We start from the raw sequence: 24,089 nt of genomic DNA, 5'->3' as shown, positions 1-24,089 counted from the left end.
CTCTACCCAAGAGTAACATTATAACTACTCTCAATCACAGCAAATGCTACACACACAGGATAATCATCAGCAAGAGAAAGGTGAATATTAAAAGGAGAGAGTTTGTTTGTATAGTTTGAGCTAACTTCTACTATAGGCTTACCTAAATCATTATTTAGTATAGTAATATCTTTAAAATTTATACCTTGACCTATACCGACTCCAAAGGCTTTACTAACAGCCTCTTTAGCAGCAAAACGCTTGGCTAAAAAAGCAGCATGGTTTATTTTTCCCAACAAAGCAAACTGTTTTAATTCCTTTGAAGTTAGAATTTTTTTAGCAAAAAGTTCTGGATATAAATGTAATATTTTTTCGATTCTAGGAATTTGTACTATATCAGTACCAACACCGATAAGCATTTACTTATCGGTTTCATAATCTTCGCCATTCTCATCAATAACGATTTGATCATCTAAATCAGAATAATCTTCCCCGATATAAACTTCAGGTAAATACTCAAATTTTTCTTCTACAGCTTCTGATTCATCTTGATTAACAAGCGGCTCTATCATAGTTCTTGCACGCAGACTATTTATTAAATCTTGTTCTAACTGAGCTACCGATACTTTTCCGGCAGCAATTCTACGTAATGCGATAACAGGAGGCTTATCACGTTTTTCTTTTTTGATTTGATTAGTTTCTACTTTATAATTTAATAATTTAGCATATCTTGTTGCTAGGACAACAAGCCGAAACCTATCCGGTATAATTTTATTACAATCTTCTGCTGTAATTCGTGCCATAATTTTTCTCCGTTAAAAATAGTATACTACAAATAAATAGGAAACGAATATACGCAGATCAACTTCAAAAAGAGCAAGGAGTTCACAAGGCGAGGAACACAGCGTATACTTAATACGTGCGTACCGCAGCTCTTGTAGAACGACTTAGCCCATTTTTGAAGTTGATCGAATATATTATACCCTTTTTATATCTGCACCACAATTACTTAATTTTTTTTCTAAATCTTGGAAGCCACGATCTAAATGATATATTCGGTGTAATACGGTTTTGCTATTAGTACTAAGACCGGCGAGTATTAGCGATACCGAAGCTCTAAGATCACTTGCCATAACTTCTGCGCCTTTTAACATTTCTACACCTCGAACAACCGCCTTATTACCTCGTACTACTATATCTGCTCCCATTCTACATAATTCAGGGACATGCATGAAACGATTTTCAAAAATATTCTCGGTGATCATTGAAACACCGCTACTAAGCGTCATAAGGCTCATAAATTGAGCTTGCAAATCAGTAGCAAAGCCAGGATAGGGATTAGTTTCTAAATCAACTGAATTTAACTGCCCTTCATAAGTTACTTGAACTCCGTTATTGATCGGCACGACTTTGATACCCGTTTCGATAAGTTTTAAAGCTATATTTTCTACAATATGGTAATCAATCCCACAAATTTTTACATCACCTTTAGTAATAGCTGCCGCAAACATATAAGTACCGGCTTCAATACGATCAGAAAGTACTTTATAGCTCGCTTTATTTAAAGAATCCTTGCCTTTAATTGTTATTTCGCTAGTGCCGATACCTGCAATATCGGCTCCCATTGTGATAAGACAATTACATAAATCAACTATTTCCGGCTCTCGACCACAATTAAAAAGCACAGTTTCCCCCTCTGCTAAAACAGCTGCAAGTATTGCATTAATCGTAGCACCTACGGAAACTTTATCAAAAACAAAATGAGTACCTTTTAAGCGTCCTTTACTTGAAGCGTTAATATAACCGTCTTCTATTTCAATCTCAGCTCCCATAGCTTTTAATACAGCAATATGCAAATCTACTTGCCTTGCTCCAATAGCACAACCACCCGGAAGCGATACTTTTGCTTTACCGTATTTGGTAAGCAAAGGACCAAGCACCCAAATCGATGCTCTCATTTTACGGACTATTTCATAATCTGCAGTAAAGTTATTTATATTTTTGGTATCAATTATAAGCTCAAATTCATCTTGATGTTCTATTATTTCAATATCTGCCCCGTGACTTCGGAGCAAATCTTTCATAGTACTAACATCCGTTAACTTTGGAACATTAGTAATATGCAGTTTATCGATAAGAATAGACGCTGCCATAATAGGTAGCACGGCATTTTTAGCACCGCTAATATTAATAATACCTTTAAGAGGTGTACCACCTTGAATAATTAATTTGTGCATAAATTATTATGATAAAATTGTAACGTCATTGCAAGGAGAAACTGATTAAACTGTCATACCGTGGTCAAGCCACGGTATGACACTGATTATACTACACATCCAAATTCACTACATTCAACGCATTTGCTTGGATAAATAACCTGCGAGGTTCAACAACGTCACCCATTAAAGTAGAGAAAATGCCTTCTGCTTCATCAATTTCTGCAACTCTTACCTGAAGCAAAGTTCTTTTTGTAGGGTCAAGAGTAGTTTCCCATAGCTGGTCGGAATTCATCTCACCAAGACCCTTAAAACGCTGAATATTTATACCTCTTTTTCCACATTCTATAATGGTATTTAACAACTGACTCGGTGTTAAAATATCGAATTCCTGACTTTTCACTATAAGCTTTAATTGCTTACTAAATATATCAAAAATTGTTAAAGCAAGCTTTGATATTTGTACAAACTCAAATGATTCTAACTGCTCTTTCAATAATATTTTACTTTCTTTTAAACCCCTACTAAAGCGGAAGAACTCTATTTTATTTTCATGTTTTAAAACTTCCCAATTAGTCTTATCAGGCGAATCTTCTAAGCTATTTAAAACATCTAAAGCTTTTTTAAGTCTTAAATCACTTTCAGGCTCAAATATTTTGTTATTAAGTAAGTCATTAATAGCAAGAATTTCGGTAATTGAGCGATTAAATTTTTTGCTAGCATGGTCAAGCAAGCCATTAAACTTAACCACTTTATTAATTAGCTCTTCTAAATTATCACCCACTAACTGCTCTTTATCGTCTAGAATTAAGGTTGCATCATTAATAGTTGATTTGATCAAATAATCTTGCAGCGCTTGCTCATTCTTTAAATAAAACTCGGCTGTTCCTTTCTTTACTTTATAAAGCGGTGGCTGAGCTATATATAGATAGCCTTTATTTATTAGCTCAGGCATATGACGATAGAAAAACGTGAGTAATAAAGTTCTAATGTGCGAGCCATCAACATCAGCATCGGTCATAATAATAACTTTATGGTATCTAAGCTTTTCTAAGGAAAATTCTCGTTCAACACTAATTCCAAGCGCTGTAATTAACGTACCGATTTGGTCCGAACCGAGCATTTTATCAAATCTTGCACGTTCAACGTTCAAAATTTTACCACGCAAAGGCAATATAGCCTGAATTTTGCTATCCCTACCCTGCTTTGCAGTACCGCCCGCAGAGTCCCCCTCAACAATAAACAATTCTGAAATAGCAGGATCTTTTGCATGGCAATCTGCAAGTTTACCTGGTAAATTCGAAACTTCTAAAGCTGATTTTCTTCGAGTGAGTTCCCTTGCTTTTCTAGCAGCTTCACGAGCATTCGCAGCTTCCATAATCTTAGCTATAATTGCCTTAGCTTCTGCTGGATGCTCTTCAAACCACTCAAGAACCTTTGTATAAACGGCATTCTCAACAACCGGTCGTACTTCGGAGCTTACTAGCTTATCTTTTGTTTGAGAAGAAAATTTAGGATCAGGCACTTTAACGGAAAGCACACAACATAGCCCTTCCCTAGTATCTTCACCGCTAAAGTAATTTTTAGCTTTTTTATTAAGACCCGTAGTATCAAGATACGAGGTAATAACACGTGTTATCGCTGATTTGAAAGCACTAAGATGAGTTCCGCCATCACGCTGCCTAATATTATTAGTAAAGCATAAAATATTTTCATGATAAGAATCGTTCCAATGCATCGCAAGCTCAAGGCTTATACCGGACTCAGCATTCTCCGTATTAACTACTATACATGGATGGATAGCGTGCTTCGCTCTGTCTATATATTTTACATAAGCTTCTATACCGCCCGTATAATAAAACTCTACTTCTTTAACTTCTTCAAAGCGATTATCGACGAGTAAAATCTTTACGCCTGAATTTAAAAAAGCAAGCTCACGAAGACGATGCTCTATAGTGCCAAAATCAAATTCTATATTAGTAAACGTTTCTACAGACGGAAAAAAAGTAACTTCCGTACCTTTTTTATCAATATTTTCTTTGACAACTGCAAGCGGAGCTTCCGTTATACCGTTATTAAATCTCATCAAATATTCCTTATTATTACGCCAAATACGCAGCTCAAGCCATTCAGAAAGAGCATTTACAACCGATACACCAACACCGTGTAGACCGCCTGCAACCTTATAAGCGTTCTGGTCAAACTTACCGCCGGCGTGAAGTTGCGTCATAATAACTTCAGCTGCCGATATTCCTTCTTCTTCATGAATTTCAACGGGTATACCTCGCCCGTTATCGGATACAGTTACTGAACCGTTTTTATTTAATGTTACTCGTACTAGATCGCAATAACCAGCAAGCGACTCATCGATAGCGTTGTCGACTACTTCATAAATCATATGATGTAGACCCGACCCGTCTCCAACATCCCCGATATACATTCCCGGTCTTTTTCTTACGGCTTCAAGACCTTTTAAAACCTTTATGGAATCAGCACCGTATGATGATTCGTTAAATTTTTCTTCAATTTCCGACATATTATATATTTGGCTCTATTACTTGTTGCTAGAAACAATAAAAATGACTATAACGTAACTTATTAAAATAGTAAAGTTTCTTGATTTAAAATTAGCGAGATAACAAAATAAAGATTGATAATCTAAAAAGATTACGTCATTGCAAGAAAATTACGAAGTAATTGTACGTCCGCAATCTCAGAATATTTGACGGGATTGCCACGCAGCCTACGGCTGCTCGCAATGACGATATCAATTGATTCTAGTCAATACCAAATTAGCGAGATAACAATGAATATATTAAAGTTAAAACATATTTTCGACGTAATTAATGATTATGACGTGTTTTTATTCGATCTTTGGGGGGTAATAATTGAAGGGGGGCGTACCTATCCGGGCGTCGTACAAAATATCAATAAGATTATTGAACGAAAAAAAGTATATTTTGTTACTAATGCTCCACGCAATATTTTGTCACTGCATCAAACAATTAAATCGTGGGGATTAAATGTAGAACCGGAAATGATCATTAGCTCAGGCGAAATAGCAGTAGAAATGATACTAGAAAGTAAAAAGCGGTTCGGTATAGAAAAACCAGCAATATATCATTTAGGACATTTAGAAAATGATATAATAAACAGAATTCAATGTCCTATCACTGATGATATTAACAAAGCTAATATTTTCTTAATGACTATTTACAGAGACGAAAACGAAAATTTAGATTTAAACGAATTCAATGAATTATTTAAAATTGTTGTACAACGTAAAATGGTCAATATTTGTGCTAATCCTGACCTTGGAATAAATCAGCACGGTGTTTATAGATATTGTAGCGGCTATTATGCCGAAAAAATAAAGCAGCTTGGCGGAAAAGTAATTTATAGTGGTAAGCCATATGAAGAAATATATAGTAAAATTTTAAAAGAATGTCATAATACCCCTAAAAATCGCATGTTAATGATTGGGGACACTGTTTACACCGATATACTTGCAGCAAATCGCCTTGGTATAGACTCTGCCCTAGTGTTAACCGGAAATTCTAGAGAATATCATATTGATTTTGATAATATTGATGAAAAACTAGATAGTTTAATGAAAGCTGCTGTTAAGCAATCGATTACACCTAGTTTTGTTGTTGATTTATCTTGAATAGCTTTGCCATTATTGCGAACGACTAAAGGTGTTGTCGCATGGCTAGTTTATGTCATTCCCGTGGAAGCGGGAATGACATAGAAAGGTGGAAATAACATCAAAAGAATTCTATTGATATTTTACTCATAATCTGCTATAGAGTAAAACTTAAGCGGTCGTGGCGAAATTGGTAGACGCGCAGCATTGAGGGTGCTGTTCTGTAAAAAGATTGGAAGTTCAAGTCTTCTCGACCGCACCATTCGCTGGTTTTTCACAAAGTCAAATTTTTGTTTGTTTCAACACTTCAGATTTTATATTTACTCCTAAGTTCGTCTTGTTAGCAAATGTTTGTGCTAATTGTATACTCCTGATAAATGAAAAGGAGTTGAAATAAAAACTATTGCTTATTTGTACTCTGTGATTTATATTGATTAGCAAATTGTACACAATTCTGTGCCAAGCCTACCCAGCTTTAAATAATTATAATAAGTCTATAATAAACTATTAGGTCAATAGGCTATGCCTAATTTCAATATATTTAAAAGCATCTTACCAGATCATCACGATCAATTTGCTGAAATTTTTGATCAAATTAACAATCTGATCGAAGATCACAATTATGATGCTGCTGCAAGCAGGCTGGCCAAGCTTCATTATGCCGATTTAGCAGATTTCTTAGATAATCTTAACAATAAAACATATAAAATAATTATTCCTTTATTACAGGATGAAATTAAGCCTGAAACGTTAGTATCATTAAATGCTTATAGTAAACCTTTAATAATAGAAACTTTAGGCATAAAAAAATCTGCAGAATTAATCAATAAGCTAGTTATAGAAGATGCTATTGAAGTAGTAATCGATCTAGACGATGATATAAAAAACCTTATCCTAAGTAATCTCACTAAAGAAAAAAAACACCAAATTACCGTAGGTTGTACATATCCCGAAAATACGGTAGGTAGGGTAATTGAACGAGATTTTATTAATCTGCAAGAAGGATGGACGGTCGAGGAATCATTAAATTTTATCAAGAACGTAAAGAATGACTTTTATGCGGCAATCGTTACAGATAATAAATTACGCCCTATCGGTATTATTTCTCTTAGCACGCTAATTAAAGGCAAAAAAAATGAATTGATAAAAGATTTGATGAACAAAGATTTTAAGCTTGCAGATGCTTTTACCGACTTAAATGAACTAAGCTTCATTTTTAGACAATATGCTTTAACTATTGTACCGGTAGTAAATAAAAGCGGTAAGTTAGTAGGTAGCGTATCAATCGATAATATAATTTATATTATTGAAGAACAAGCCGGCAAAGATATATTATCATTAAGCGGGGTACACACTCAAGATACTTTCTTCAATGTATTTTATACCGTTAGACATCGTTTTCCTTGGCTCTTTGTTAATCTAATCACTGCCTGCATGACCTCACTTATCATTAACCATTTTAACGATACTATTGCAAAACTTGTAACGCTTGCAGCCACTATGCCTATTGTAGCTTCAATGGGCGGAAATGCCGGAACACAAGCCATGACCGTTACGGTTAGAGCCCTTGCTAATAAAGATATTCATTATAATAATGTCAATAAAGTTATATTAAAAGAAATAGCCGTATCGGCTTTTAACGGTTTTGTACTTGCAATTATCGGAGCAGGACTTAGCTTTGTGATGTTGCTTGACTTAAATCTGAGCGTTATTTTTGCTATTGCAGTTATTTTAAATTTTTTAGTAGCCGGATTATTCGGCTCTGCTATTCCTATAATACTGCATTATTTTGATATAGACCCTGCTACAGGCTCCGGTGTATTTCTAACAACCATAACCGATGCTCTAGGTTTCCTAACTTTCTTAAGCCTTGCGCATATTTTTTTAGTGTAAAATTTGGTATTTATTCAAATAAACATACATACACATTGCAGCAAACAGTAGCTATCGCTCCAAGACATTTACATATACCACAACTTGTATCCGGATTTTCAAAGTCGGTAATATTATTCTCATAAGATATATTATTATCTCTTTGTATATTCTGATTATTATTAATATTTGACTCTTTGAACAATAAATTTGCAACAGTTAGTATTAACTCACCCTGTGATGCAGTTAGATTAGTATTATTTAAGGAGCTAGCTTGTGCGTACTCTTGTACTTCTAAACTATTACGGTTTGGCATAGTTATATTTTGACTTTAGGATTAATATTTAAAATAATATAACAATAATCTTTAGGTTTTGTGAAGGAAAATTAAATTATTTATATTTTCAGATATTTTTTAGCGAACATTAATAAGATTTTTGCAGTAATAGTTGTTCCTATTTCAAAAAAATCTTATGATTTACAGCAAAAATAGATTAATTTAATTTTCCTTCATAGAACCTAATCTGCAGCTATTTATTACTGCAATTTTTGGCATTTCCTCGAAAAGGTTGATATAGTCATGAGCTAAGCGACTGCAAAGAGCGTGGCAATGACGTAAACTGTTCAAATTATCAACTTTTTCTAGGCAATGCCTAATTTTTTAATTAATAGCCCACAAATTATAATGAAATAAGAAATAACTTTTATAGAAGATATAAGCTCTTGGAAAGAAAAGTTTGCAATTTGTGTTTATAGTAAACATTACTTGATAAACTCGAATATTTAAATACTAAAGTAGCAAATCCTATAGATATACTCGAAATCAAAAAAGGTATCTACTATGCACGTAACACGGTTCTCAAATGCGTCAATCAGGCGATCCTTATTATTCGCACCCGATTGAGGTAAAAATTATGCTTGCTGAATTTGTAGCTGAAGAAGCACCTAAACTTTATAACATTATTATGCTGCAAGCCGCTTTACTTCATGATACTATTGAAGACACTGAATTAACTGAAGAAGCAATTACCGACATTTTTGGACCGGAAGTAGCAAAACACGTAGAAGGTCTAACTAGAAGGGAAGATACGTAGCGGAGAAAGCCTAAACTTATTAATTAAAGAGAAAAGATACAATACGGCATTAATAAAATTATTTGACCGAATTCATAATGTTGCAAACTTTGGGAGTTAAATCACCTGAGAAAGCTAGAAAAATTATTGAAGCAACTTTAATAAATTTTCTTTTGGTCGCTGCTAATATAAATTATAAACTAGAACAAGAATTTGCTAAGTTATGCCTAAAAGTTTTTAATATTGAACTTGAAAGACACAAAGCTTTTTTTAATAATAACTCTCTGCTTCCTCCTCTAACTTTATAAAATGATTTACTCCAAATGTATAACCAATTAGAATTGGAATAATCAAGAATAATAATCCCCAGTGATTAAAATAATCTATCAAGTAAATTGTTCTAAAAGAAGAAACTGCAAACATTAAAGCTCGTGATAAAGCAAATATAAAACTGCCGCATGTAAAACGTTTTAATACTGGCAATCTTGCATAAAACACTGCACCTGCCAGAAAAGTAGTAGGGGCAAATACTACAATAAATAATTGGAATAAAAGTAATTCTATAGTATTTGAAATATTATTTAGTAAGATAGGAGACATAAGGGCTACCATAGAAAATATTCTTAATCTTACTTTAAGGACTTTTAAAGGATGTATTTTACAAACCAAATCAGTAACAATTATTGTACTTATTAATTCTGTACCACAAACAATAAAATTTTGATGAATTACTTGAGTAGCACTGTAATTAAATGAGTTTTTAGCATATTACCACAATAAATATAAACAATATAAAACCATAACGGATCTCCACAATGTACCAAAAAGAAAGCGATTGCTGTTGGTTTATTAATTTTTTCACTCCAAATAGGGCTTGATTTTAGCCGATTACTATCTATCCCTGCTTGTGCTACAGTTTTCTTTATTCGTCTTTTTGCATCAATGAAATCTGGATTCTCCCTAAGATTTGTCCTTACAATAGCACCAACTATAGCAATAGCTGCTCCAAACCAAAATGCAATACAGCCAATCAAGTCCAAAAGAAGTAACAAGTGTTCCTACCGCCAATGCTACACGGTTGCACCTAAAATTACAAAAACAACAAGCGAAGCCACCACCCAATAACGTTGAGGAATTTTTGTCATTGCGTTTAGATAAAGCTCGACACCTACTACCTCCCCTATAAAGGACATCCCCTGAGCGATACGACACGCAGTTACTACAAAAGTCGCCGTAATACCAATTACGGCATAAGTTTTTATAATTAGCCATTATAAGATAACAAAGCGACATTAAAAAAGTTGTAATAATGACCGTTGCCTTACGACCTATAGTATCTCCTATCCAATCGAATATTAAAGCACCGATAGGTCTAAATACATATGTTGCACAATATGCAATGGCAGAATATCGAGAAGCTGCTCGTGCATCGGCTTCAGGAAAAAATAGCTCGTTAAGTATTACCGCCATGTGTACATAGAGCGTGAGATCAAAATATTCAAGAAACGTACCTATCGATAGTAGCCCTATTGCTTCTTCTTGATTACGGGCTAAACTTTTTTGCTCTTTTGCGTAACTTTACATACTTTTTGACAGATTAGTTAAAATTAATAAAGAACTATACTGTTTTATATAAAAATAAAAGTCAAGTTAACAAAATTAGATTTTTTATAGCATTGCTAACTCAATACAGGTGTCGTAATGAGCTGAGCGACTGAAAGGAGCATATCAATCTAAAAAAATAATAATAAATTCTAGTTTACAGAGTGTTTAACTAGATTGCTTAGTCAATATACTTTGTAATTTCCTTGCAATGGCGTTAATTTATTAAATAATCTATCTTTATTTAGCAATGCCAATAAATTTCTAATTTAATACTTGCAATTTATCTTATAATTACTTATATTCAGATTCGCTTAGATTAAAAAGCACTAAGGTGTTTTATATATAATTAATTTTGATCCCCTTAAACTTTTTACATTAAAACACCGTTATTTTATTTAAGCGGGTGTAGCTCAGGGGTAGAGCGCTACCTTGCCAAGGTTGAAGTCGAGGGTTCGAATCCCTTCACCCGCTCCAGTGATTTTGTCCGTTTTATGTCATTCCCACGTAGGCGGGAATGACATAGAGTATGTTTTTCAAGCTAAGCAACAACGCCCTTTTGCAAATGACATCAGTAAGTTTATCATAAACTCAATCTTCCAAACCATATTTTTTCTTAATATCTTCTAATGAAATTACTTCTTCTCTTTGTTTCTATACAAGACAAAGCAATTAATAAATCTGCTTTTTCTTCTATATAACTTTCTATTGCTTTACGTATAATATATCCTTTGGGTCTATCGATTTCCTTAACAACATTAGAAAGTATAATATCTAATTCATTAGAAATTCTAGTAGTTATAACTGTCATAAAAATAGCCATTTATCGGTTTTGTGATAACTTATATTAGTATAAAATACATTTAAATATATTTTTTATTTTACCCTTGCATTCAAGCTATTAGGTAGCTATTTTTATTTTATTAGACTTAGTGCATAACCTATCTTATAAAGAGAAATTTTAAGGAAACACGGCACGCAGCACCGCAGCGTACAAAAAGGAATGTGAGATGCGAGTACCGGATTGATGTATACCGCAGATACTTCAAAAGTTGGAAGCCAAATTAAGTGGTGAGCCTGCGGAGCGTAGAAAACTACATGAGCAAAGGCGAAGCCTAAAATTTGACGTACCAAATCTTGAGGTATCAAAGGTATACAAATTACTTTTAGAAAGAGGTTATATAGGAAGACTATTGCAACAATTAGGAAATTACATATGTCAACAAATACGCAAGATAATCAGGCAAATAATAATGACACTATAGAAATACAGGAAACTGATGTAGTGCCTGTAGAAACAAATGCTTTACAATCGGGGTTAACAAGCTTAATACCGATGGTTTTAATTTTTGCTGTATTTTACTTCTTATTATTACGTCCACAAGAAACACGACGCAAAGCAAGAGAGAAATTAGTAAGTGAAGTTAAAAAAGGCGAAGAAGTTCTAACAAATAGCGGCATTTATGGTATTGTCACTAAAGTAAGTGAAAATGACAATAATATTGAAATCGAAATAGCTAAAGATGTACGTATTAAAGTTTTAAAAAGTGCTATTATCGATATAACTAGTCGTACAAAAGAAGTAGCAGTAAAAAAAGAAAACAAAAAAAATACGAAGGTAAGCGGTGCAAAATCTTCCTAAGTGGAAAATTTTTCTTTCAATTATATGTACGGTTTTTGCGGTTATTTGTGCCTTACCTAATTTCATGCAGGTAAACTCTAAGTTTCTACCTCATGATTCAGTAAATCTAGGACTTGATCTTAGAGGAGGAGCCCATTTATTACTCGATGTTGATTTTGACACCTACTTAAATGATTCAATGGAAAATCTTGCCGACACTTTACGCAAAAATTTTCGTGAGGATAAAATCGGCTATAAAAATCTGTTAGTTAGACAAAATAGCATTCAATTAGAAGTAAGATCGCCTGAAAAATTAAAGCCGTTAAAGAAAATAATTAATAAAATCGATCCAGAAATTATCGCTGAAGTAAATGAAAATAAAATAAAGCTTAGCTACAGCAAATCTAGATTAAATGACTTACTTAATAAGGTAGTAGACCAATCTATTGAGATCATTCGCATGAGAGTTGATAGTACCGGCACTAAAGAGCCGACCCTACAGAAACAAGGCGATAAGCATATATTACTGCAAGTTCCCGGTGAAGAAAATCCCTCTTACCTGAAGAATATATTAGGGAAAACTGCAAAGCTAACTTTTCATTTAGTTGATGAAAATGCCAATATCGAAGAAGCGATAAAAGGACATGTTCCAGTAGGTTCAATGCTAGTTAAGGGAGATAACGAAAGTCATGGAGAGTATTATGTCGTTATAAAGAAAAAAGTTGTTTTGGGTGGGGATCAGCTTACAACCGCTTCAGCTTCTTTTGACCAAAATTCGCAAGCGGTAGTTGCTTTTTCTTTCAACAATTTAGGTAGTAAAATATTTGGTGAAATAACTAAAAATAATACCGGTAAACGTCTTGCTATAGTTTTAGACAATAAATTACTAAGTGCTCCAACGATAAACGGAGCGATTATGGGCGGAAGCGGTATAATAACAGGAAATTTTACCGTTGAGTCGGCAAATGAGCTTGCACTATTATTGCGAGCCGGTTCGCTTCCTGCCCCACTTAAAATTATTGAAGAGAGAAGTATAGGTCCAAATTTGGGTGCTGATTCTATAGAGTCGGGCAAAAAGGCAGGACTTATAGGATTTATAGCAGTGTGTATATTTATGGTTTGGTCTTACGGTGTGCTTGGTTTATTTGCCAATATAGCCTTAAGCCTTGCATTGTTATATATTTTAGCTTTACTTTCACTTTTCCAAGCTACTTTAACTCTGCCGGGAATTGCAGGAATAATACTCACTATGGGTATGGCTGTTGATGCTAATGTATTGATTTACGAAAGAATTAAAGAGGAACTACATAAAGGAGTATCTAATCTTTATGCTATTAGAACCGGTTTTGAATCTGCGTTTGCCACTATCCTTGATGCTAACCTAACTACTTTAATCGTTGCTTTTTTACTTTATATATTTGGAGTAGGTGCAATAAAAGGTTTTGCCGTTGCATTAACGATCGGGATTATATCTTCAATGTTTTCGGCGATTATCATTACTAAATTGTTAATAGATATTTGGGTACAATATTTAAAACCTAAAAAATTAGGGCTTGTGTAAAAGAGTAGACTTTGTTGTATGGTCTTTTTATGTCATTCCCACGAAAGCGGGAACCCAGTAACCTTTAATGTCATCCCGCAACTTGATTGCGGGATCTCAGAACACGGCCTGTGATATAAGATACCGTAGTCAAGCCACACGATATGACATTTTCACTTTTTTCTGGATTCCTGCTTTCGCAGGAATAACATAAGCGCCACAGCAGGAGCAGCTAGGATGACAACGCAAAAATGGATAATATCTTATGAAAGTACAGTCAAATGTTATAAAAATAATTATCGTAATTAGCTTATTAATAGGAGTAGGAGCATTATATTTGTTGTTATCTTTAAGAACGCCTGAAAAGCCACTTGCCGGTCAAGTTAATATCTATGAAGATAACGTAAAAATCGGCGGTAATTTTGAACTAATAGACCAAAATGGAGAGATATTTAATAGTGATAAGTTGAAAGGCAACTTAAGCCTCATTTACTTTGGATTTACTAGTTGTCCTGATATATGCCCAACCTCTCTAAATAAAATGACGGAGATTGTAGAAATTTTAAATAAACATAAAATAGATATTCTACCTGTTTTTATCACTATTGACCCAAAACGTGATACTCCTATAGCACTTAAAGAATATCTAAAACATTTTCATCCGAAATTTATAGGTCTTACCGGTAATGAGCAGCAAATAAAAGATGTAACTGATAAATTCAAGGTTTTCTATGCTCGTGTGCATGGTGATGATGACGACCCGAACTATATGCTTGATCATTCATCTTTTACATATTTAATCGATGCAAACGGCAAATATCTGAAACATTTCTATTTAGATTCTTCACCTAAGGAAATTATGGAATTTTTAAGAAATGAATAATTATATATCGGTAGCGTATTTATTTACCTTTTTAACCTTAGCGACATTGTTAATTGTAAGTTTTTTAAATTACAAGTCATTGAAAAATGAACAGAACTTTAATGAAAAAGAGAGTAAGAAATAGATTAATAACAATAATTATTTGTTTCTGCTCAGCATGTTTAGGAATTAGTATAATACTGTACAATTTAGAGAAAAATATAGTATTTTTTTTGCCGCCGTCAAAAATTAATGAAATAGAACAAGGCAAAGAGTTAAGAGTCGGTGGGCTTGTTAAAACAGACTCAATAAATAAAATTGCTGATGATAAGATAAGTTTTGTTATTACCGATAATATTAAGGATTTCGAGATATTATATCAAGGAGCCCTTCCGGCTCTATTTCGTAAAGGACAAGGAATTATTGCCATCGGGCAATTATCGAACGGGAAATTTATAGCAAGACAATTACTTGCAAAACATGATGAGCATTACAGACCTCCGCAATAACAACGTCATTGCGAAGAGCGCAGCGACGTGGTAATCTAGTAAAATAGGCCTGAGATTGCTTCGTCGAATTACGTTGTAATTCTCCTCGCAATGACGAAAAATAACTAAACCAAATAAATAAAAACATGTTTATAGATAAAATCAAAGCAAAAGCAAATAATTACGAAATAAACGTAATTATCGAAATTCCGATGAATAGCGGTCCAATCAAATACGAATTTGACAAAGAATCAGGAGCAGTTTTTGTTGATCGCTTTATGCAAACTACCATGAGCTATCCATGCAATTACGGTTTTATTCCTCATACTCTTTCAAATGACGGTGATCCGGTAGACGTACTTGTCGTAGCTCATCATCCGGTAGTGCCTGGGTCGATTATAAAATGCCGAGCAGTCGGTGTATTGATGATGGAAGACGAATCAGGGCTTGATGAGAAAATAATCGCAGTACCAACTTCTAAGCTCGATATTACTTTCGATCATATTAAAGAGCTAGATGATTTATGTGACATGCTCAAGAAACGTATCGTGCATTTCTTTGAGCATTATAAAGATTTAGAAAAAGGTAAATGGGTTAAAGTTACTGGATGGGAAAATAAATCAAAAGCAGACGCTTTAATCAATGAAGGAATAGATAGGGTCAGCTAGGGATAAGAATTCATGACGTTGCTTGCATGGTGCTTGATGTCATTCCCGCGGAGGCGGGAATCCAGAAAAAGTAGCCTTAATCCCAATCTCAACAATTACACATTAATTAACAAAATAAACCTATAAAAACAAGTTTTTATAGGTTTTACTGGATTCCCGCCTCCACGGGAATGACATCAGAAAAATAAGATAAAAAACAAACAGTGACCGACTTCTTGCATAACGTAGCTAATAAAGAGGAATTTGAAGGAAACACGGAACGCAGTACCGCAGCGTACACTTTAGTACGTGAGAATGCGAGTACCGGATTGACGCACAAATTACCTTTAGAAGCAAGTGATGCAAGAAGTCGCTTATTTCGTTCAGGAGTCGTAGTAGCTTTTTTCACATTAATTTCTCGCATATGTGGCTTAGTGCGTGAACAGTTTATCGCATCATTATTCGGCTCTACGCCTATGGGTGATATCATTAATGTTGCTTTTAAACTACCGAATCTATTTAGAAGAATTTTTGCAGAAGGAGCATTATCAAGCGTATTCATTCCTATTTATAATGAAAAAATGCTTATTTCTAAGAAAGCCGCTAATAATTTTTCAGGTGAGATTTTTACCCTTTTACTTCTGACATTAATAGTAATAATAGCATTAATGCAAATCTTCATGCCACAATTAATGCTGTTTATTGTTCCTGGATTTCACGGTAAAAAAGAAAAGTTTGAACTTACGGTATTTTTATGCCGAATTACAATACCTTATTTAATATTTGTTTCATTAACGGCTCTACTTGGCGGAATATTAAACTCTGTAAAAAAATTCGCTGCATTTGCTTTTTCACCGGTTATTTTAAGTATATGCGTAATAATTTTTACTTTAACATTTGATCATTATATAGAATCTACTATCTCAATTAGCTTATCTTTAATAATGGCCGGAATATTACAAGTTTCGTTTATGTTTGTCTGTGTGAAAAGAGCGGATTTAAACTTTCCGATAATTTTTAACCCAAGCGATCCCGATGTAAAAAAGCTTTTGATTAATATGGGACCGGCAACCATTAGCTCCGGCATACAGCAATTAAACCTTTTCATATCCCAATCTATTGCTAGCTTTATTGAAGGTGCTATTTCTATATTATCTTATGCCGACCGGATATATCAATTTCCTCTATCAATAATAGGTACTAGCTTCTCTACTATATTGCTACCGGAACTGTCAAAAATCTATAAATCAAATGACATAGTAGCTGCAAAAAAAATACAGAATAATGCTATTAGAATGGGATTATTATTATCGTTGCCTGCTACATTCGGTATTATAATTCTATCTCATCCGATTATTAATATAATTTATGAAAGAGGAATATTCACGAGCCAAGATACTACAAATACAGCTGAGGCTATTTCTGCGTTTGCACTTGGGCTCCCTGCTTTTATTTTGGCAAAAATTTTAACTCCTATTTTTTATGCTAACGGAGATACTAAAACACCGCTCAAAATAACCTTATTTTCAATAATAATTAATACCGGCATGAACCTATTATTAATGGATTCTTTGAAACATATCGGTATTGCAGTCGGTACATCTATTGCAGCTTGGTATAATCTAGGTTTATTATATAGCTATAATACAAAACAAAATAAGCTTCATATAGAAGCCGGTATAAAACTTTTCTGCGGTAAAATTTTGTTATGCTGTATATTAATGTCTATTATAATTGCTTTAATAAAGCATTATTATTTAGAATATTTTTATTCGGAATATTTACTGATTAAAGTCTGTATGCTAGGTAGTACAATTGCAGTTGGAATGGGAGCATTTTTCGGCACGGCATATTTATTAAAAGCGGTTAATTATGATAATAACAAAAAATAAGCACCAATCAAATTATCAGGATTGGCTAAAAGCCTTAGCTATTATAACCATGATCATTGATCATGTAGGTTTATATCTATATCCTGAATTAACGATTATACGGATCATAGGTCGTACAGCTATGCCAGTATTTTGCTTTTTTGCCGGTTATAATTTTCATGATAAACCAAAAACCCATATAATAATATTCGGTGTTTTATTACAAATATATACCACTGTACTATTTAAACAGTTTCTTACTACAAATATTCTAATCTCTATCTATTTAGGGCAATGGTATATTTATTATTTTCGTAATTCTTTAACTCGCTTTTTCTATAGCGGTTATTGTCATGCAATTATAATGGTACTATTGTGGTATATTAGCTGGACTTTGATTGATTATGGGACTCTTGTAATTGCTACAATGATACTTGGATTTATTTCAAAACATGAGCAGGCAAACTTAAAACTTTGTTGTTTTATAGCAATTTTTGCTGCTTTCATGCATTCAACTCTTTTTACTCTTGCGATTTCCTTTAATGAGTTTAATTTTTCAAATACTGACTTAATTTTAAACCTCACTTTCTTAACAATGACCTATATATTAATGATCCTAAGCAATTATTCACAAAAAATAGCTATACATCTAAAATGGATAAGTCGCAATGTTTTATATATTTACTGCATACACATTATGATCTTACAATTCATATTCATCTATAAACACACATATGGTTTTAAAAATTGGTAAATAAACATTAATAATGAGTGACAGCGTAATTTAGTTAATATTAATATATTTAAATAAATTGATAATTAAATATATGAATATAATAGATCGTTTAATTTTGGATAATGAACAATATAAAGAGCAATTTAAAAAAAACAAACTATTTAAAATTAAGTTAGATAGTACGCTACGAAAAAATAAATTTCTTAAACATTTTCGGATTTGGTCAGACGAATTTCAAAAAATGGTATTAGCAAGAGTAGTGTTTTCTGAAACAAAAGAATTTCAACAACTTGCATGGGAGCATCTTACCGATGAATTTGGACATAATATAGAATTATTCCAAAATCTAGAAAATAATGAAGAAACTACAGATTCTATTTTTGAGGCCTTAGGTTCTTGGTTTACACTAAAAATGATGACTCTTGGAGATAGTGAAAGAGCCGTCCTTGTCCATTTAGTAATAGAGTCTTGTGCTACTATATTTTATGCAAAACTAGGATCAATATTTTTTAATCATAAAGCAGCAAAACATTTCAAAACACATATGTATGTTGATCCTGAACATGAACAAATGGGAATAGCTTTATTAAAACAAATAAACATTAATGATTCTTCTTTACTCATTATTCAAAAAAAAGGCTGGGATATGATTGACGCTCTGTTTACTAGACTTGCTGAAATCATACAGGATTAGCTTTAACTTATATATTCTAGATTTTATAAAAAAGCTTGCTTGCACGGTACGGTTTTTCATCATTGCGAGCGACTGAAAGGAGCACGGCAATCTCAGGATTTTGGCACGAGATTGCTTTATCCGAATTACTGCGTAATTCTTCTCGCAATGACGGAAAAATCGATCCACGCAACAACGCCAATGCCAAGCGGAAATAGCATATTCAAACTAAACCAACTCGCTTACTTGAGATTTGGCAAAGAGCTTGATCTGAAAGTTAACAAAATTTACATTACCTTTCGAGCCTATTGCCGCAAATTTATGCGCTTTAAGAAGTAGGTCATAATCGTCGGCTAAATCGGCGAAGAAAAATGCGATTTCGCCGCTTTGTTTTACTCCTAAAATCTCACCGCTACCTCGCAGTTTTAAATCCTGCTCAGCTATATAAAATCCATCATTAGTTTGTTTCATTATCTCAAACCTACCTCGTGCAACTTTTCTAAGCCTTTTAGGATTGTATAACAATATACAATATGACTGCAAACTACCCCGCCCTACTCTACCTCTAAGCTGATGAAGTTGAGCGAGACCAAATTGCTCAGCATTTTCAATAATTATCAAAGTGGCTTCAGGTATGTCTATTCCGACTTCAATAACGGTTGTTGCAACTAATATCTTAATTTCACCTTCCTTAAATTGCTTCATTATTTGGTCTTTCTGCTCGTTCTTCATCTTACCGTGAATAATACCGGTATAACCTTGATAGATATTGTCGATAGAGTTAAAACGATTCATCACATCCATCAATAAACTATCCTCTTCCGGCGTTTCTTTCTCTCCCTGCTCTATCAATGGACAAATCCAATATACCCGCTCACCTGCAATAAGCTTCTTATTTATCGCTACTATAATATGCTCTATCTTATTAACAGAGATGGTATTTGTAGCGATAGGTAAACGACTTTTCGGCTTACCCATTAGCTTTGAGATAGTCATATCACCAAACATAGTAAGTGCAAGACTTCGAGGAATCGGCGTTGCAGTCATAACTAACACATCGGGATTTACTCCTTTATTTATTAAATTCAAACGCTGTTGTACCCCAAATCTATGCTGCTCATCAATAACTATATAACCTAGTTTCTTAAAACTTACTTTTTCTTGAAATAAAGCATGAGTGCCGACTAATATATCAATCTCATCGTTGTCAAGTTGTATCATAATATTTTTACGAGCTGCCCCCAGTATCTTACCTGTAAGTAATCCGACTCTTATATTAGTATTTTTTAAAGCTTTAACAAAAAACTCATAATGCTGATTGGCAAGCAAATCAGTTGGAGCCATAAGCGTTGCTTGAAATCCAGTGGCTACCACATTTACCATCGTCAGCAGAGCTACCAAAGTTTTACCGGAGCCAACATCGCCTTGCAACAATCTCATCATTTCTATTTTATCGCTTTGATCACACTCTATTTCTTCTATGACTTGCTTTTGATAAGAAGTTAACTCAAATCCTAGCTCATTTAATATATTTGCTTGAATAGATACAGCTTTAGGGTAAATATTACCTTGTCTTCTACTTATTTGCGTACGTACATTTAAAAGAGATATTTGATTAGCGATAAGCTCCTTAGCTGCTAGTTGTTTTTTGGCGTTAGTATATAAATCGTCATTGCGAAGCCCCTTTAGGGGCTGCGGCAATCTAGAATTTATTAATTTTACATTACTGGATTGCTTCGTCGGCATGCATGCCTCCTCGCAATGATGGAAAACATGCAACATTTGCAAATTCTGCAATATAATATCTAAATAATCTTTTACTTCTTTATCTTCTATACTCTTACACTTCTCTTCAAATATCTCTATTGCTTTTATGATATATGAATATAACTGCTTGTTACTAAGTAAATATGTCAGGGAATAAATCGGCTCTATTTCTTTTGCGAGTTTAGGATTTACAATAAATTCAGGATGCGCAATTTGTAAGTAATGATCAAAAAATTGTACCTTTCCGCTGATAATATGAGAAGTACCAACTTGCAGCTTATTAAAAATAAACGGTGGGGGTTTATGAAAAAACACTAATAACAAAGAACCAGTATCATTGCTAGCTGTAATTTTTAAAGGCTGACTACTTTTCTTTGGTAAATTAATGCTCTCAACTACAATTTCTGTTTGGATTATGTCACCGTCTCTAACTTCAGTTAAATTAGGCGATAATATTTTATTTTGATATGAAACAGGTAGATAAAATAATAAATCACGAATATTGTTAATACCAAGCCTTTTAAGAGCAGATACGGTATCTGCACGTATATTGATGAACGTTTTTACAGAAGAGAATAAGAATTTTTCTAAAATATTTAGCATATATAGTCATAATTATCTTATATACCAATATATATATATACTTTATAATAAAAGAAGAATAATAAAATATATAAATTATGATTAATATGTCATTCTTGCAAAAGCGGGAATCCAGTAATTAAACGGTGTATACACAGTAAGTTTTGAAAATTAAAAGCTTGATGTATCGCGCTTTTTTCTGGATTACTGCTTTCGCAGGAATGACATATTAATCATGCAACAAAGCCTTCTCTTATAAATCTAATTTTAACCCTGCTCTAACTATAGCTGAGGATTTTAAAGGCATACCTTCTATAAATCCCGCTGTTTTGTAACCGTCTGAGCCGACTATCTTAAATGTTTCATTTAAGCTAAGCTCAAAATTAACGGCTCCAAGTCCACCTTGCTTACAACCTTCTTTTAAAGGGGTAGCGGTTAACATATTTAGGCTGATTAAAATGTCGTTTCTAAACCTAAACCGATAAATTCAACTTTGACTAAGTTATTAGCTTTAACTCCGATACCGTAAGACTTAAATTTTTGATTTTTGCCGTAATTAATATTAACTTGAATATATTTGTTATCAACAACAAAATGGTGAACTAAACCACGCTCTAAACCGTATGGAGCAAGTATCGCTCTAGTAGCCGGTAAATATTTAACCGGTCCTAATTCAATCATCGGAATATTATTTAAGTTAATAAATGAATATCCTGAATAGAATAAAAACGGATCAAATAAATCTAAATAAGCATATGAAAAAATTTTATTTTTAGTAATATAATTTTTACCGTATATGGAGTTAATCGCTTTTACATATGTATTTATATCATTACCGCTTTTATCTGTGCCATCAAACTTAGTACTAAAAATATAACTTGCTTGATCTAGTCTTGTCCATAAATAACCTATACCGTAAGTAGGATTAATTTTGTTACTTGCCATGTATCTATCTTTAATATGAATAAACTCTATCCTTCGGCTGAAGCTGCTCTTGAAGGACTTCTTTATGACGGCATGACTATAATGTCGGGCGGATTCGGTCTATGCGGTATTCCTGAAAATTTAATAAATGCACTTCTTAAAAGCAATGTTCAAAATTTAATAGTTATAAGCAATAATTGCGGTGTTGACAATTTCGGACTTGGGCTTCTTCTTCAAACTAAACAAATAAAAAAAATGACTTCTTCGTATGTCGGAGAAAATAAGATTTTTGAGCATCAATATCTTGATAAGGTTTTAGAGCTTGAGCTCAACCCACAAGGAACTTTAGCTGAACGAATTAGGGCTGCTTGTATGGGAATTCCGGCTTTTTATACTAAAACAGGTATAGGTACAATTGTAGAGGAAGGTAAAGAAACAAAGGAGTTTAACGGCAAAAAATATATAATGGAAACTGCCCTTCAAGCTGACCTTGCTATTATTAAAGGCTTTAAAGCTGATAAAAGCGGCAACGTGATTTATAATAAAACTGCACGAAATTTTAATGCAGTCATGGCAGGTGCCGCTAAAGTTACAGTTTGTGAAGTAGAGGAAATAGTTGAGGTGGGAGAGCTTGACCCTAACAATATTCACACACCTAATATTTTCATACAGCGATTAATAGTAGGTGCAAAATATGAGAAACGTATTGAGCAATTAACTGTCAGGGAAAAATAAGATATGCCTTGGAGCAAAGAAGAAATTTATCAAATAACCGCAGAGGAACTTAAAGACGGATTATATGTCAATCTTGGTATAGGTATGCCTACGCATGTAGCAAATTATATACATCAAGGAGTGAATGTAATATTTCAAAGCGAGAACGGTATGCTTGGTATGGGACCATTTCCTTACGCAGGAGAGGAAGATCCTGATTTAATTAACGCCGGTAAGCAAACTATTACTGCTATTCCTGAAAGCAGCTATTTCGACAGTAGCTTTTCATTTGGGATGATTAGAGGTTCACATGTCGATTTAACTATTTTAGGTGCTATGCAAGTCTCACAAACAGGCGCTCTTGCCAACTGGACTATTCCGGGTAAAATGGTTAAAGGTATGGGAGGAGCTATGGATTTGGTCGCTAACACCAAAAGAGTAGTTATTATAATGGAACATAACGCAAAAGATGGCGGTGCTAAATTATTAAAGAATGCAGCTTTCCGTTAACAGGTAAAAAAGTAGTTAACAGAGTAATTACCGATCTTGGAATTTTTGATATTGATAAAGATGAAATGATATTAGTTAGACAAGCTGACGATGTTACTATTGAAGAAATAAAGTCTAAAACTGAAGCCGAGTTTATAGTCAATTTATAATATGGAGAATAAAATGGTTAAAGTAGCTATCGTAATATTATAGTGGATACGGTCATACTGCAAAAGTAGCTGAAAAACTAAATAAGAGCATAAAAGAAGCAGGAGCAAATGTTTCTTATACAAATAAAGATAAACCTAATAATCTCGATTGGGATTTATTAGACAATGCAGGTGCTATCATTTTCGGAGTCCCAACCTATATGGGTAGTTTAGCCAGATCGTTTAAAATATTTATGGAAGCTACCTCAACTAGATGGGCACAACAAAAAAATGGAAAGATAAAATAGCTGCAGCTTTTACTAATTCTGCTTTTTATTCAGGTGATAAGTTTGCAGTATTCAGCAGCTATTTCACTTCGCTATACAGCATTGTATGATTTGGGTCGGGCAAGCTGAAGCTGCTCCAAATTTTTCTGATCATAAGATGCCTGATCCCGATAAAATTAACCGCTTAGGTAGCTGGTCAGGACGTATGACTCAATCTAACCACAAATCTTCTCCTGATATTACTCCTACTCAAGGCGATGTAAAAACTGCTAATTTCTTTGGTAAAAGAATAGTTGAAATAACTAAGAAGTTTAAAGGGTAGATTTATATGGTGTTTTATGTCATTCCCGC

The 24,089-nt window shown here is 33.6% G+C and carries 24 protein-coding genes, 2 tRNA genes and 4 pseudogenes; 18 read left to right on the top strand and 12 right to left on the bottom strand.

Features of this window, described 5'->3' with window-relative positions; translation table 11 throughout:
• Nucleotides 1-2: 2 nt before the first annotated feature.
• The 4 genes from acpS to gyrB form a co-directional block, all read right to left on the bottom strand.
• Complete coding sequence (acpS, locus tag TENJIKU01_RS03450) at nt 3-398, bottom strand: holo-ACP synthase (RefSeq protein WP_064429217.1); 396 nt, start codon at nt 396-398, stop codon at nt 3-5.
• Nucleotides 399-782 carry a DNA-directed RNA polymerase subunit omega gene (gene rpoZ, locus TENJIKU01_RS03445; RefSeq protein ID WP_064429216.1) on the bottom strand — a complete coding sequence of 128 codons (384 nt, stop codon included), beginning with the start codon at nt 780-782 and terminating at the stop codon, nt 399-401.
• Between the two features lie 174 nt (nt 783-956).
• The gene (gene murA, locus TENJIKU01_RS03440; protein ID WP_064429215.1) at nt 957-2,216 is read right to left on the bottom strand and encodes a UDP-N-acetylglucosamine 1-carboxyvinyltransferase; all 1,260 of its coding nucleotides are present in this window, start codon (nt 2,214-2,216) and stop codon (nt 957-959) included.
• 91 nt (nt 2,217-2,307) lie between these two features.
• Nucleotides 2,308-4,731, bottom strand: a complete 2,424-nt coding sequence (gene gyrB, locus TENJIKU01_RS03435) for a DNA topoisomerase (ATP-hydrolyzing) subunit B (RefSeq protein ID WP_064429214.1) — start codon at nt 4,729-4,731, stop codon at nt 2,308-2,310.
• A 270-nt stretch (nt 4,732-5,001) separates the two neighbouring features.
• On the opposite strand from gyrB, the gene TENJIKU01_RS03430 reads away from it, so the two are divergent.
• From TENJIKU01_RS03430 to mgtE, 3 genes are all read left to right on the top strand, one after another.
• Nucleotides 5,002-5,862 (top strand): TIGR01459 family HAD-type hydrolase, encoded by an 861-nt coding sequence (locus TENJIKU01_RS03430; protein WP_064429239.1) that lies wholly within the window; start codon nt 5,002-5,004, stop codon nt 5,860-5,862.
• A gap of 154 nt (nt 5,863-6,016) precedes the next feature.
• Nucleotides 6,017-6,103, top strand: a tRNA-Leu gene (locus TENJIKU01_RS03425).
• Between the two features lie 260 nt (nt 6,104-6,363).
• Nucleotides 6,364-7,734 carry a magnesium transporter gene (mgtE, locus tag TENJIKU01_RS03420; RefSeq protein WP_064429213.1) on the top strand — a complete coding sequence of 457 codons (1,371 nt, stop codon included), beginning with the start codon at nt 6,364-6,366 and terminating at the stop codon, nt 7,732-7,734.
• 10 nt (nt 7,735-7,744) lie between these two features.
• Here mgtE and TENJIKU01_RS03415 read toward each other — a convergent pair whose 3' ends face one another.
• On the bottom strand, nt 7,745-8,029 hold the full coding sequence (locus TENJIKU01_RS03415) for a hypothetical protein (protein ID WP_064429212.1): 285 nt from the start codon (nt 8,027-8,029) through the stop codon (nt 7,745-7,747).
• 390 nt (nt 8,030-8,419) lie between these two features.
• Here TENJIKU01_RS03415 and TENJIKU01_RS03410 point away from each other — a divergent pair.
• Nucleotides 8,420-9,094, top strand: a pseudogene (locus tag TENJIKU01_RS03410) (HD domain-containing protein).
• Here the strand turns inward: TENJIKU01_RS03410 and TENJIKU01_RS09630 are convergent.
• The 3 genes from TENJIKU01_RS09630 to TENJIKU01_RS09620 form a co-directional block, all read right to left on the bottom strand.
• Complete coding sequence (locus TENJIKU01_RS09630; RefSeq protein WP_064429211.1) at nt 9,057-9,398, bottom strand: hypothetical protein; 342 nt, start codon at nt 9,396-9,398, stop codon at nt 9,057-9,059. The pseudogene TENJIKU01_RS03410 and the gene TENJIKU01_RS09630 sit on opposite strands and share 38 nt — an antisense overlap.
• Before the next feature lie 116 nt (nt 9,399-9,514).
• Nucleotides 9,515-9,820: a proline/betaine transporter gene (locus TENJIKU01_RS09625; RefSeq protein ID WP_227779921.1), complete on the bottom strand. Its 306-nt coding sequence runs from the start codon at nt 9,818-9,820 to the stop codon at nt 9,515-9,517.
• Nucleotides 9,747-10,256 carry an MFS transporter gene (locus TENJIKU01_RS09620; RefSeq protein WP_255374197.1) on the bottom strand — a complete coding sequence of 170 codons (510 nt, stop codon included), beginning with the start codon at nt 10,254-10,256 and terminating at the stop codon, nt 9,747-9,749. The genes TENJIKU01_RS09625 and TENJIKU01_RS09620 overlap by 74 nt, the downstream gene beginning before the upstream one ends.
• Nucleotides 10,257-10,790: 534 nt before the next feature.
• Between TENJIKU01_RS09620 and TENJIKU01_RS03390 the strand changes: the two genes are divergently transcribed.
• Nucleotides 10,791-10,865, top strand: a tRNA-Gly gene (locus TENJIKU01_RS03390).
• Between the two features lie 114 nt (nt 10,866-10,979).
• On the opposite strand, the pseudogene TENJIKU01_RS03385 reads toward TENJIKU01_RS03390, so the two are convergent.
• Nucleotides 10,980-11,211: pseudogene (locus TENJIKU01_RS03385) on the bottom strand (antitoxin of toxin-antitoxin stability system).
• A gap of 88 nt (nt 11,212-11,299) precedes the next feature.
• Between TENJIKU01_RS03385 and TENJIKU01_RS10370 the strand changes: the two are divergent.
• The 9 genes and pseudogenes from TENJIKU01_RS10370 to TENJIKU01_RS03345 form a co-directional block, all read left to right on the top strand.
• Nucleotides 11,300-11,584: pseudogene (locus TENJIKU01_RS10370) on the top strand (palindromic element RPE1 domain-containing protein); the annotation flags it as partial.
• Between the two features lie 20 nt (nt 11,585-11,604).
• Nucleotides 11,605-12,030 carry a preprotein translocase subunit YajC gene (yajC, locus tag TENJIKU01_RS03380; RefSeq protein ID WP_064429209.1) on the top strand — a complete coding sequence of 142 codons (426 nt, stop codon included), beginning with the start codon at nt 11,605-11,607 and terminating at the stop codon, nt 12,028-12,030.
• On the top strand, nt 12,014-13,570 hold the full coding sequence (gene secD, locus TENJIKU01_RS03375) for a protein translocase subunit SecD (protein WP_064429208.1): 1,557 nt from the start codon (nt 12,014-12,016) through the stop codon (nt 13,568-13,570). Before yajC ends, secD begins: the two co-directional genes overlap by 17 nt.
• A 244-nt stretch (nt 13,571-13,814) precedes the next feature.
• Nucleotides 13,815-14,432 carry an SCO family protein gene (locus tag TENJIKU01_RS03370; protein ID WP_064429207.1) on the top strand — a complete coding sequence of 206 codons (618 nt, stop codon included), beginning with the start codon at nt 13,815-13,817 and terminating at the stop codon, nt 14,430-14,432.
• Between the two features lie 101 nt (nt 14,433-14,533).
• Complete coding sequence (gene ccmE / locus TENJIKU01_RS03365) at nt 14,534-14,920, top strand: cytochrome c maturation protein CcmE (RefSeq protein ID WP_064429206.1); 387 nt, start codon at nt 14,534-14,536, stop codon at nt 14,918-14,920.
• Between the two features lie 125 nt (nt 14,921-15,045).
• On the top strand, nt 15,046-15,567 hold the full coding sequence (gene ppa / locus TENJIKU01_RS03360; protein ID WP_064429205.1) for an inorganic diphosphatase: 522 nt from the start codon (nt 15,046-15,048) through the stop codon (nt 15,565-15,567).
• A gap of 308 nt (nt 15,568-15,875) precedes the next feature.
• Nucleotides 15,876-17,438 (top strand): murein biosynthesis integral membrane protein MurJ, encoded by a 1,563-nt coding sequence (gene murJ, locus TENJIKU01_RS03355; RefSeq protein ID WP_410528026.1) that lies wholly within the window; start codon nt 15,876-15,878, stop codon nt 17,436-17,438.
• The gene (locus TENJIKU01_RS03350) at nt 17,419-18,171 is read left to right on the top strand and encodes a TraX family protein (protein ID WP_064429203.1); all 753 of its coding nucleotides are present in this window, start codon (nt 17,419-17,421) and stop codon (nt 18,169-18,171) included. Before murJ ends, TENJIKU01_RS03350 begins: the two co-directional genes overlap by 20 nt.
• Before the next feature lie 73 nt (nt 18,172-18,244).
• Nucleotides 18,245-18,847 carry a hypothetical protein gene (locus TENJIKU01_RS03345; protein WP_064429238.1) on the top strand — a complete coding sequence of 201 codons (603 nt, stop codon included), beginning with the start codon at nt 18,245-18,247 and terminating at the stop codon, nt 18,845-18,847.
• Between the two features lie 207 nt (nt 18,848-19,054).
• On the opposite strand, the gene TENJIKU01_RS03340 is transcribed toward TENJIKU01_RS03345, so the two are convergent.
• The 3 genes from TENJIKU01_RS03340 to TENJIKU01_RS03330 form a co-directional block, all read right to left on the bottom strand.
• Entirely contained in the window at nt 19,055-21,196 is a 2,142-nt protein-coding gene (locus tag TENJIKU01_RS03340) for an ATP-dependent DNA helicase RecG (RefSeq protein WP_064429202.1), read from the bottom strand.
• Between the two features lie 232 nt (nt 21,197-21,428).
• On the bottom strand, nt 21,429-21,617 hold the full coding sequence (locus tag TENJIKU01_RS03335) for a hypothetical protein (RefSeq protein ID WP_064429201.1): 189 nt from the start codon (nt 21,615-21,617) through the stop codon (nt 21,429-21,431).
• 11 nt (nt 21,618-21,628) lie between these two features.
• A complete protein-coding gene (locus tag TENJIKU01_RS03330) occupies nt 21,629-22,120 on the bottom strand; it encodes a hypothetical protein (RefSeq protein WP_227779919.1) in 492 nt (163 codons plus the stop codon).
• Between the two features lie 15 nt (nt 22,121-22,135).
• On the opposite strand from TENJIKU01_RS03330, the gene TENJIKU01_RS03325 reads away from it, so the two are divergent.
• The 4 genes and pseudogenes from TENJIKU01_RS03325 to TENJIKU01_RS09610 all read left to right on the top strand — a co-directional run bounded on the left by TENJIKU01_RS03325 (nt 22,136) and on the right by TENJIKU01_RS09610 (nt 24,060).
• Nucleotides 22,136-22,834, top strand: coding sequence for a CoA transferase subunit A (locus TENJIKU01_RS03325; protein WP_064429199.1), 699 nt, complete (start codon nt 22,136-22,138; stop codon nt 22,832-22,834).
• Between the two features lie 3 nt (nt 22,835-22,837).
• Nucleotides 22,838-23,472: pseudogene (locus TENJIKU01_RS03320) on the top strand (3-oxoacid CoA-transferase subunit B).
• A gap of 89 nt (nt 23,473-23,561) precedes the next feature.
• Nucleotides 23,562-23,759, top strand: coding sequence for a hypothetical protein (locus TENJIKU01_RS09615; RefSeq protein ID WP_227779931.1), 198 nt, complete (start codon nt 23,562-23,564; stop codon nt 23,757-23,759).
• 85 nt (nt 23,760-23,844) lie between these two features.
• Nucleotides 23,845-24,060: a hypothetical protein gene (locus TENJIKU01_RS09610; RefSeq protein ID WP_064429198.1), complete on the top strand. Its 216-nt coding sequence runs from the start codon at nt 23,845-23,847 to the stop codon at nt 24,058-24,060.
• Nucleotides 24,061-24,089: the final 29 nt, after the last annotated feature.

The organism is Rickettsia sp. Tenjiku01, from assembly GCF_001653015.1.
Taxonomy (GTDB): domain Bacteria; phylum Pseudomonadota; class Alphaproteobacteria; order Rickettsiales; family Rickettsiaceae; genus Rickettsia; species Rickettsia rickettsii.
Note: the sequence above shows the minus strand (reverse complement) of the source record. Positions and strands in the feature narration are given on the sequence as shown.

Excerpts from the sequence above, each read along its gene's own strand:
- TENJIKU01_RS03370 (WP_064429207.1), top strand. The coding sequence starts at position 13,815 with ATGAAAGTACAGTCAAATGTTATAAAAATAATTATCGTAATTAGCTTA.
- TENJIKU01_RS03350 (WP_064429203.1), top strand. The coding sequence starts at position 17,419 with ATGATAATAACAAAAAATAAGCACCAATCAAATTATCAGGATTGGCTA.
- rpoZ (WP_064429216.1), bottom strand. The coding sequence starts at position 782 with ATGGCACGAATTACAGCAGAAGATTGTAATAAAATTATACCGGATAGG.
- gyrB (WP_064429214.1), bottom strand. The coding sequence starts at position 4,731 with ATGTCGGAAATTGAAGAAAAATTTAACGAATCATCATACGGTGCTGAT.
- TENJIKU01_RS03325 (WP_064429199.1), top strand. The coding sequence starts at position 22,136 with ATGAATAAACTCTATCCTTCGGCTGAAGCTGCTCTTGAAGGACTTCTT.
- ppa (WP_064429205.1), top strand. The coding sequence starts at position 15,046 with ATGTTTATAGATAAAATCAAAGCAAAAGCAAATAATTACGAAATAAAC.
- TENJIKU01_RS09630 (WP_064429211.1), bottom strand. The coding sequence starts at position 9,398 with ATGGTAGCCCTTATGTCTCCTATCTTACTAAATAATATTTCAAATACT.
- TENJIKU01_RS03415 (WP_064429212.1), bottom strand. The coding sequence starts at position 8,029 with ATGCCAAACCGTAATAGTTTAGAAGTACAAGAGTACGCACAAGCTAGC.
- TENJIKU01_RS03340 (WP_064429202.1), bottom strand. The coding sequence starts at position 21,196 with ATGCTAAATATTTTAGAAAAATTCTTATTCTCTTCTGTAAAAACGTTC.
- TENJIKU01_RS03330 (WP_227779919.1), bottom strand. The coding sequence starts at position 22,120 with ATGGCAAGTAACAAAATTAATCCTACTTACGGTATAGGTTATTTATGG.
- murA (WP_064429215.1), bottom strand. The coding sequence starts at position 2,216 with ATGCACAAATTAATTATTCAAGGTGGTACACCTCTTAAAGGTATTATT.
- TENJIKU01_RS03345 (WP_064429238.1), top strand. The coding sequence starts at position 18,245 with ATGAATATAATAGATCGTTTAATTTTGGATAATGAACAATATAAAGAG.
- ccmE (WP_064429206.1), top strand. The coding sequence starts at position 14,534 with ATGAAAAAGAGAGTAAGAAATAGATTAATAACAATAATTATTTGTTTC.
- TENJIKU01_RS09610 (WP_064429198.1), top strand. The coding sequence starts at position 23,845 with ATGATTTGGGTCGGGCAAGCTGAAGCTGCTCCAAATTTTTCTGATCAT.
- TENJIKU01_RS03430 (WP_064429239.1), top strand. The coding sequence starts at position 5,002 with ATGAATATATTAAAGTTAAAACATATTTTCGACGTAATTAATGATTAT.
- acpS (WP_064429217.1), bottom strand. The coding sequence starts at position 398 with ATGCTTATCGGTGTTGGTACTGATATAGTACAAATTCCTAGAATCGAA.
- mgtE (WP_064429213.1), top strand. The coding sequence starts at position 6,364 with ATGCCTAATTTCAATATATTTAAAAGCATCTTACCAGATCATCACGAT.
- yajC (WP_064429209.1), top strand. The coding sequence starts at position 11,605 with ATGTCAACAAATACGCAAGATAATCAGGCAAATAATAATGACACTATA.
- TENJIKU01_RS03335 (WP_064429201.1), bottom strand. The coding sequence starts at position 21,617 with ATGTTAACCGCTACCCCTTTAAAAGAAGGTTGTAAGCAAGGTGGACTT.
- TENJIKU01_RS09620 (WP_255374197.1), bottom strand. The coding sequence starts at position 10,256 with ATGGCGGTAATACTTAACGAGCTATTTTTTCCTGAAGCCGATGCACGA.